Consider the following 6,000-nt stretch of genomic DNA (forward strand, 5'->3'; position numbering starts at 1 on the left):
GCCTCTATCGGCCACGCAGGCGAGCACGCGCGCCTGCGATGATCGTGACGATCATGACCGTCATCACCTGGAGCGCGGTGAGCGGAGCCGCGGGCGGCGCCTGCACAGGTGCGGCGTAGTCGACCCGGGGCGACGGCAGCGCCGGCGGCGGAATCGCCGCGGGGATCGAGGGGATCACCTCGGGCAGTCGCACCGGGACCGGGACGACAGGCGGCGCCACCACCGGGTCCGGCGGAATGGCCAGCGGGATGCCGGGCTCCGGCGCACCCGGGACCGGCAGCAACAGCAGGCAGGTCAGCACGGCGCTGCCGGTCGCGGCGCTGCCGACCGCCGCACTGCCCGCACCGGCCGAGCCCGAGCCGACGAGTCCGCTGGAACCGACGCCGATCAGGCTCGACCCCGTGCCGCTGCCGGTGACGATCGCGGACCCCAGCGCGGCGCTGCCGACCGCCGCGCTGCCGACACAGGCGGGAAGCACGAAGTCGGGGTTGTGGAGCAGCAGACCGCCCAGCGTGCCCGGGCCGGCGACGGCAGTCCTCGGTGCGGGATCGAGCGAGGACTCGGCTGCCCCGGTCTCCCCGCTCGAATCGGTCATCGCGTGGTCGCCGCCGGCGCCGCCGGGAAATCCCGCACCGAGACCGAGATCTCGCCCGACCGGCGGATCCGGGAGCATCCCCGCCGCACTGCCGGTCGATGCCGCCGACCAGCCCGGCTCACTCGCGGCGCCGCTGCCGGTGCCGAGCCCCAGCTCCAGCCCACCGGTTGGTCCGTCGCCCGGCGCGACCTCGGTACCCGGAGCCGCACTGCCGCTGACGATCTCGTCGATGGTCGGGAGTCCCGGGGCAGCCGCACCCGGTGCAGCGTGAACGGCGAGCACAGCCGCGGCCACCGACAACGCCATCGATCCTCGTACCGCTGTTCGCATCCCGCCCACCGTGCCTCCGATCGCCCAGTACTGATCGCCGTGTGCCCCGGTCAACGAGGAATATCGCCGCCGGCGGGTTGTTCCGCGGCGAGGTCCTGGAAGCGCGCGAGCGCGAGTTCGTAGGCGTCCTTGGCGACGTGATTCCCGCCGGCGAACGGCTGATCCAGTTGGTAGACAGCCAGAATCACCGCACCGATCACCAGGCCGAACAATCCGGTCATGAGGATGCTGCGCTTGGTGACCACGACACCGGAGAAGACGGTGCCGAACAGCAGCATGGCGGTCGCGAACCACAAGGCGAGGTAGAGGAACCCGGGCAACCGGTAGCCGGCGTCGAGGCCACGGTCGAAGCGGGCATCGGTGATCGCCGCGACGGCGGTGGCCGTCTCGTCCTGGACGGCCTTCGCGTCGGCGGTGCCGGCGGGCACGGCGTCCACGGTCTCCCGCAGTTCATCCAGAGTCACCTGGGTCGACGCGCTCAGTCGGCGCTGTTCGTCCATGACCTGCCACTCCTCGTCGATCACCTGCCGGGTGTAGACGGTGACCAGGCCCTGGATCTTCTCCCGATCCGGCTCGGACATGCTGTTCGCGGACTCGTACACGTTCACCAGGGCCTTGCCCTCCGACACCGTGTGCGCGTGCGAGGTGTCGAACTGCTGCCACAGGATCACCACCACGAACGCCACGATGGCGGCGAAGAACATGTTGACCATGTCCAGTGTCATCGACCCGGCACCGGAATCATCGTCGTGCCGCCATGATTCGGGCCGCACCCGGTCCCCCAGCACGAAGATCCCCACCGCGACGGCGACGAAGAGCGCCAATACCGCCAGCTGCAACAGAATTCCGAGCATTCCGCGACTCCGTTCCTGCCGGGATGGAAGCGATCACAGGGTATTCGCGGCCGCCGTTCTGCTGGATTGCGTCCGAATCCCTTCCACCACAGCGCTTTACAACCGACCGGTCGCTTTCGGGGCCCATCCCCTGCCCGCATTGATGTCGCGTACCGAGCTGCGGTAGCGGAGGTCGACCACGCTCGGACACGTCCGCCGCGGCCCCACGCCTGGAGCCCGGAAAGCTCCGGACAGCCGACACACCGGCGCACAGCTGGCGCGATGCCGACCCGGACGCACGGGCACTCGATGCCGATCGTCGTTCCCGGCGATTCGGCCGAGTAGGTCACCGGAATCGGTAGCGGCCAGTATGTTGTGCCTGCGGTATCGGTGGTCATGGCGATAGCGCGGCGGTGAGAGGGAATGGGGCGATGGTGAAAGGCCTGGGAACGCTGGAGAACCAGGTGATGGCGGTGCTGTGGGACGTTCCGGACGCGCTGTCGGTGCACGATCTGGTCGACCGGCTCGGCCGGGAGCAACGGACCCCCGCCTACACCACGGTCCTGACGGTGGTGACGCACCTCTGGGAGAAGGGCTGGGTTCGGCGGGAGAAGATCGGTCGGCGCTACCGGTATCGCCCCAGTCGTTCCCGGGCGGAAGCGACCACCGATCTGCTGCGTGAGATCCTCGATGCCAGCCCGGACGCGCCCGGCGCGCTGTTGCACCTGGCCCGCACCGCCAGCGAGCGAGAGATCCAAGCCTTGCGGCAGGGACTGTCCGCCGGCGAGGGCGGTCCATGATCCTGCTCATCGCGCTGGTGGCGGCTGCAACGATGCTGGCGCTGGTCGCGCCGGCGGTGCTGCTCCGTATCGACTTCGGTGCCGCGCCCGTGGTGGGAATCGTGGCCTGGGTGGGTGCGATGTCCGCGACGATCGGGCTCGGCATGCTGGCGTTGGCCGCGCTGGCATGGCCGGGTGACCCGCCGGGAAACTCCCGGGTGGGCGCCCTGGCGCGCAGCCTGGCCGAGGTCGAGCCGATGATCATCACCTGGACCGCGGAACTGATCATGCCCGCCGCGATATGCGGCCTGATCGTGCCGGCCGGACTGGTGGCCCGGGTCGCCGTCGTTCACCGTCGGCACGCGTCGGCGCGGCGCCGACGGCACGCGGAGCTGATCGGGGTGCTCGGCCGCGCCGACCCCGGCGGGGCGGGCGTGGTGTGGCTCGAGCATCCGGTGCCGATGGCGTACAGCGTCGCCGGACACGGCGGGTACGTCGTGGTCACCGACGGGCTCGCGCGGTGCCTGACCCGAGCGCAGTGGCGTGCGGTGCTCGCCCACGAGCACGCGCATCTGCGCGGCCGCCACCATCACATCCTCGGGGTATGCCAGGTGCTCGCCGGCGCCTTTCCTCGGATTCCGTTGTTCGCCGCCGCGCCGTCGGCGCTGACGACACTCGTCGAACTGGCGGCCGATCGAGCCGCCGCGACCCGGACCGATCCGCAGTCGCTGGGTTCCGCGCTGCGTGCCGTGGCCGTTCACGGTGCCCCGATGTCGATGTCGGCGGTGGATCCGACCCACGATTCGTTGGCGATGCGGTTGGCCTGTCTGGGCGCCGCACCGAAGTTCCGTTCGGCGTCCCGGCGCCGGGCGGCCTGGGCACTGGCGGGGACGATGCTGCTGGTGCCGGTGACGGCGGTGCTCGCGGTCGGGCTCGGCTCGGCGGCAGCGTTTTTGGCCATGATCTGAAACCGCCACCAAAAAACTATGCGCCATAGTATTTTGGCGACGGGCGCGCGGCGACGGGCAACCGTCGCCGCCGTGGGCACCGGCTGCGCCTAAAGTGAAACATCACTATTTCAGAAGTGAGAAGTCTTGCGTTCCACCACCATCCGCACGAGGAGGCGGCCGGCGACGATCCTCGCCGCCGCAGCCCTGGTCGCCGCGGGCCTGGCCGGGTCCAGTTCGGGTTCCGCCACCGCGGACCCCGGACAGACCCGCTATTCGCTGGTCAACGGCTGCTTTCGGATCGACACGCCGGCCGGTCCGCTGGTTCCGGCGGCGGGCCCGTATCGAATGCGTGCGACCACGCTCGGCGAGTACCTGCTCTATGGGCGCGATCATGAGGTTCTGGAAGCATCGGCTTCCACGATCCGGCCCGCCCAGGAGCCCTCCGCCGCCGCCGTATGGACGGTGGACGGTTCCGGGGCAAGCGGATTCACGATCCGCAACACCGCCACCGGAACCTCCTCGCCCGCCACGTTCACCCCGGACACCGGCTGCGCGGAATTTCCCGAGGCTCGGTCGGGCGCCACCGGCACGCCGGGGCCCGGCGCCACGAACGGTCCCATCCAGGGCACCATCGACGCGCACGCGCACATCACCGCCTTCGAATTCATGGGCGGCAATTTCCATTGCGGCCGTCCCTGGCACCCCTACGGGGTGGAGTACGCGTTGCCCGACTGCGCTCGGTACCGCACGGGCACCAACGGTCTGATCGCCGACTTCCTCGATCACGGTGAACCGTTCCACGTTTCCGACACCGCCGGGTGGCCCACCTTCCGCGACTGGCCCAAGCCCTCCGTACTCACCACCGAGGGTGCCTACTGGACCAGCATCGAGCGGTCATGGAAGGCGGGGCTGCGCGTGATGACCGTCGACCTCGTGGACAACGAGTCGCTGTGCACGATGATGACCGACCGCCGAAACCCGTGCGACGACATGGCCTCGGTGCGCATCCAGGCGGCGGGGCTGCGCGCCCTGCAGGACTACATCGATGCCCAAGCCGGCGGGCCCGGGCAGGGATTCTTCCGCATCGCCACCGATCCGGGCGAAGCGCGCCGGATCGCCGAGGCAGGCAAACTCGCCGTGGTCCTCGGCATGGAACTGTCCGATCCGTTGGGGTGCGGAGTCTTTCTCGGTCAGCCGGAATGCACGCGGGCGGACGTGGATCGCTGGTTGGCCGAGCTGCGAAACATCGGCGTCAGCAGCTTCTTCCCGGTGCACAAGTTCGACAATGCGTTCGGCGGCACGAAAATGGATCACGACGTCACCGGCTTGCTGGTCAACGCGGGAAACTTCATGCAGACCGGCACTTTCTGGAATGTGCAGGCCTGCCCCGGCCCCGAACACGACAGCACCCAGCCCTCGATACCGATCGCCGGGCACATCAATCAGTTCCTCGCCAACCTCACCGGACCGTTGATCGGGGGCGCCCCACTCCCCCTGTATCCGGCGGGACCGCACTGTAATGCGCGCGGTTTGACCGACCTGGGAAGCTATCTGATCAACCGGATGATCGACCACGGATTCCTGATCGAGGTCGATCATCTGAGCGAGGCGACCGCCGACCGGGTCATGTCCATCATCGAACAGCGCGGCTATTCCGGTGTCGTGTCCTCCCACGGCTGGGACTCGGAAAAGACCACGGCGCGAGTCTATGCCGCGGGCGGTTTCGCCGTGCCCTACGCCAGCGAACCCGCGACCTTCGTCCGGGCGTGGCGCGATGCCCGCGCCATGCCCCGCCCGAGCGGCGAGTTCGGCTTCGGCTTCGGTTCCGACATGAACGGCATCGCAGGCCAAGGCGCCGCTCCTGGACCGGGCACGATCCGGTATCCGTTCACCTCGCACGACGGACAGGTCAGTTTCGATCGAGAGCGCTGGGGCGAGCGCACATTCGACTTCAACACCGACGGCACCGCCACCTACGGGTCCTACGCCGACTGGCTCGAGGCGGTCCGGATTCTCGGCGGCCCGGAGGTCATGGCCGATGTCTTCCGCGGCGCGGAGATCTTCCTGCGGATGTGGGACGACGCCCGATGACAGCTCACCGCGTCCACGCATCCAGCCGATGAAACCCCGAATCTTCGCCGGAACGACAGTCTTTCCCGTTCCGGCGAACAGCGGTCCGGCACAGCACGTCACCGTGTCGTGACGGACCAGTCGACAACAATCGTCCCGGCCGACTCGCCGGGGCTTGGAGGAAAATCATGATCCGGACTTCACGTCTCGCCGCCGGCGTCGCCACCACCGCTGTGGTGGTGGCCGGTGTCGGTGTCGCACTCGGTTCCGGCACCGCCGCCGCCGAAGGCAATTGTGCGGTGACCAGTCACGCCGAGAAGCAGGACATCAGCACCTGGGGCGTCACGCACGTCTACGACAAGACCGCCAGCGCCGAGCAGATCGGCGTCGGCACCTCGGTCACCTACAAGGTCGTCGTCGGCACCACAGGGATCGGCAACCCC

At 69.1% G+C, this 6,000-nt stretch carries 5 protein-coding genes and 1 pseudogene; 4 read left to right on the plus strand and 2 right to left on the minus strand.

The window, feature by feature from the left end; genetic code table 11:
- Positions 1–4: 4 nt before the first annotated feature.
- Positions 5–925: a hypothetical protein gene (locus tag ATM97_RS12280; protein WP_218718119.1), complete on the minus strand. Its 921-nt coding sequence runs from the start codon at positions 923–925 to the stop codon at positions 5–7.
- Positions 926–975: 50 nt separating this feature from the next.
- Positions 976–1,779 carry a DUF4239 domain-containing protein gene (locus ATM97_RS12285; protein ID WP_255587607.1) on the minus strand — a complete coding sequence of 268 codons (804 nt, stop codon included), beginning with the start codon at positions 1,777–1,779 and terminating at the stop codon, positions 976–978.
- Between the two features lie 413 nt (positions 1,780–2,192).
- Between ATM97_RS12285 and ATM97_RS12290 the strand changes: the two genes are divergently transcribed.
- The 4 genes and pseudogenes from ATM97_RS12290 to ATM97_RS12305 form a co-directional block, all read left to right on the plus strand.
- Positions 2,193–2,558, plus strand: coding sequence for a BlaI/MecI/CopY family transcriptional regulator (locus tag ATM97_RS12290; RefSeq protein ID WP_218718129.1), 366 nt, complete (start codon positions 2,193–2,195; stop codon positions 2,556–2,558).
- A complete protein-coding gene (locus ATM97_RS12295) occupies positions 2,555–3,505 on the plus strand; it encodes a M56 family metallopeptidase (protein ID WP_218718120.1) in 951 nt (316 codons plus the stop codon). The genes ATM97_RS12290 and ATM97_RS12295 overlap by 4 nt, the downstream gene beginning before the upstream one ends.
- A 126-nt stretch (positions 3,506–3,631) precedes the next feature.
- Entirely contained in the window at positions 3,632–5,578 is a 1,947-nt protein-coding gene (locus tag ATM97_RS12300) for a peptidase (RefSeq protein ID WP_218718121.1), read from the plus strand.
- A 167-nt stretch (positions 5,579–5,745) separates the two neighbouring features.
- Positions 5,746–6,000: pseudogene (locus ATM97_RS12305) on the plus strand (hypothetical protein); the annotation flags it as partial.

Source organism: Nocardia sp. MH4, from assembly GCF_019266065.1.
In the GTDB taxonomy this organism is placed as follows: Bacteria; Actinomycetota; Actinomycetes; order Mycobacteriales; family Mycobacteriaceae; genus Nocardia; species Nocardia canadensis.